General features: G+C 69.8%; 2 protein-coding genes. One reads left to right on the forward strand and one right to left on the reverse strand.

What is annotated here, in order from left to right:
* Nucleotides 1-1,829 (reverse strand): HSP90 family protein (locus FJV41_RS48600; RefSeq protein ID WP_141649426.1); only part of this gene is annotated, 1,829 nt, incomplete at its 3' end.
* A gap of 228 nt (nt 1,830-2,057) precedes the next feature.
* On the opposite strand from FJV41_RS48600, the gene FJV41_RS48605 reads away from it, so the two are divergent.
* Entirely contained in the window at nt 2,058-2,918 is an 861-nt protein-coding gene (locus FJV41_RS48605) for a metal-dependent hydrolase (protein WP_141649427.1), read from the forward strand.
* Nucleotides 2,919-3,029: the final 111 nt, after the last annotated feature.

Genomic DNA, 3,029 nt, shown 5'->3' on the forward strand with positions numbered 1-3,029 from the left:
CCGTCACCCTCTCCGCCGCCCGAGCCCCCCGTGCCGAGCTGCGCGGAGATGAGCCCCAGCAACCCCTGGTTGAGCAGCGTCATCTCCTGCGCGTTCAACGGGTGCTGACCCAGCAGCAACGCCTGCACGTAGAGCATCTCCACCGACAGCTTCATCATGTTCCGGTCCGTCACCGCCGCCAGTCGCCGCACCACCGGGTTGTGCAGGTTGAAGCACAGTTGCGCCGGCTCGCCGCCCGCCGCCGCCATGACCCCCTCCAGCACGCTCGCGTAGAGGTCGTCGGACTCGTCCCGCGCGCGCTCGGCGTCACGTCGGAAGGCGCCCTCCTCGTCGGCGCTGTAGAGTGTGGGCACCTCCGCCGGGAAGAACTTCTTCACCACCACGCCGCAGTGGAACGGGGCCAGCACCTGCTCGGCCGTGCGCAACAGCGGGAAGACCGCGTCGCGCTCGTCCATCGTCAGCTCCTCGAAGCTCTGCGGCAGGTCCGCCGCGGAGAAGGGTTCCACCTGCGCGCCCTCCACCACGTGCGGCAGCTTCTCCAGGAGCGCCGCGTCGTGCGTGTACGCCGCGTTGATGATGCACAGCCCCTGCGCCCCCGCCACGCGCGCCACCTGACGGAATCCGTCCAGCGTCGCCGTGAAGCGCACCACCGGGTAGGCGCGCCGGTACTCCGCCAGCGTCGTCACCCCCAGCGACGTCTCGAAGGGCAGCCAGCCAATCACCAGCCGGTAGAAGTCGTCATCGTCCAGCGCCAGGGCCTTGATGCTCAGCCCGTGCAGGCCAATCAGCCGCTGCAGCGCGCGCGGGTCCTCGTGCGCCAGGTCCACCAGGTACTTGCGCAGCCCGTGGCCCAGGGCCTCGCGCGCCTGGGCGAGCGCGCCGTCCTCGTAGAAGGACTCGCGGCTGGCGGTGGGGCGCAGCGCGTTGGCGTTCACCACGCACTTCACGAAGAACGCCCACTCCGGCAGCAGGTTCTCCGCGCTCTCCGACAAGAGCATGTGCTTCAGGTACACACGGTGCTTCTGCTTGGAGTTGAAGTGCGGAGAGGCCGGGAGCACGAAGGCCACCCCGTCCACGTCTCCCGCCTGCGAGCGCAGCGGGATGCAGTCGATGAAGTCCGTCTCGAAGACCTCTCGCCCGTACTCCAGCATCGCCTTGCGCCGCTCGCTCGCGCTCTCGTAGTCGCGGCGCCAGGGCGCGCCATCCAGGTCCAGCCGCTCCTGCTCCGCGCCCACGGTGAGCTGGATGGGGAAGGGCAGCAGGCCGCCGTAGTGACGACCGAGCTGGCGCAGCCGCTCCGGGGCGAACCACTCCACCATGTCCGCGCGAGCGACGAGGAACACCTGGGTGCCCGGCCGCTCCAGCGGGTGCTCGGATACCCGCACGGCATACGTGCCGTCGTGCCGGCCGCGCCACTCCAGCGTGCGTCCGTCCCCGCGCGCGGAGCGAGTCACCAGCAGCAACTCGTCGCAGACCATGAAGCACGACAGGAGGCCGATGCCGAACTGGCCGATGAAGTCCTTGCGCCGGTCTTCCAGGGCCTCGCGCTTGGAGGACTCGCCGATGGTGGCCAGGAAGCGGTGGATTTCTTCTTCCGTCAGTCCGACGCCGTCGTCGCTGAAGACGAGGGTGGGAGGCCCGCCGTCCTGTTTCTCCACCAACTCGAGGCGGACGGTGCCTTGGTGTTCCGGTTCCAGGTGCTGCCGGGCGCGGATGGCGTCGGTGGCGTTCTGGAGCAGCTCTCGGAGGTAGACGCCCGGGGAGCTGTAGAGGTGGTGGGACAGGAGGTCGATGACCCCGCGGAGGCTGACTTGGAATCGGTGGTCCACGGCTGTCCCGACGTTAGCCCAGGGGACGGCCCGGGCGGGGAAGGAACCTCCTGCGGTTTTCGAGATTGCGGCGACCCGGCCGCCGAGGCATCTGTCGCCCCAGGGGCAGGCGATTCACCCAGGCCCTTGAATGGCCGCCCGGACAGTGCCAAGCGGCGGCTCGGCCGGGGCGTGCCGTGAGGGCCCCCGGCGTCACGTCGTGATTTTTCGACCCGAGAGAGGACAACCATGCGGAACGAGCTCGTGGCAGTCGCGGTGGGTGCGCTGGTGACGTTCGCGGGGGTGGCCCAAGCACAGGGCGCTCCGGCGCAGGGCACCCCGGCCCAGGGCGCGGCGGCGCCGAAGAAGGCGGAGGCGGTGAAGGCTCCGGCCGTGGCGAAGGGCAAGACGGAGGTGACGTGGTGGGGCCACGCGGCGTTCGTCATCCGCACCCCGGGCGGAGCGGTGATTGCCATCGACCCGTGGCTCACCAACCCCAAGGCGCCCAAGGACACCGCGCAGCCGGAGGCGCTCGACGCCATCCTCGTCAGCCACGGACACTTCGACCACGTGGGCGAGACGAAGGCGCTGGCGCAGAAGACGGGCGCGAAGGTGTTCGGCTCGTTCGAGCTGGTGAATCTGCTGGGCCTGCCGGAAGCGCAGTCGGTGGGCGCCAACGCGGGCGGGACGTTCCAGGTGAAGGACGCCACCATCCACCTGGTGCAGGCGGTGCACTCCAGCAGCTACCAGTCGGACCCCAAGGGCCCGTCGCACTACGCGGGCGCGCCGCTGGGGTACGTGATTCAAATCGAGAAGGGTCCCACCCTGTACCACGCGGGTGACACCGGTCCTTTCGCGGGCATGGAGCTCATCGCCACCCAGTTCAAGCCCACCGTGGCGATGCTGCCCATCGGCGGGCACTTCACCATGGGCCCCGCGGAGGCGGCGCAGGCGGCGCGGCTGTTGAAGGCGCAGACGATTGTCCCCATGCACTACGGCACCTTCCCGCTGCTCCAGGGCAACCCGGACGCGCTCAAGGGCGAGCTGAAGAAGCTGCGCGGCGCGGCGAAGGTGATGGACCTGGAGCCCGGGAAGTCCACGGCGCTGTAGGCCGGGCTTTTCGTCCGGGGCGGCACTCTTCCGGGACCGTAGAAGTCCCGGTTCTGAGGCCGCTGACTCCGGGCGGTCAATCCCCCGAAGGGTGGGTGGAATCCCGGGGGC

Source organism: Myxococcus llanfairpwllgwyngyllgogerychwyrndrobwllllantysiliogogogochensis (assembly GCF_006636215.1).
Classification (GTDB): domain Bacteria; phylum Myxococcota; class Myxococcia; order Myxococcales; family Myxococcaceae; genus Myxococcus; species Myxococcus llanfairpwllgwyngyllgogerychwyrndrobwllllantysiliogogogochensis.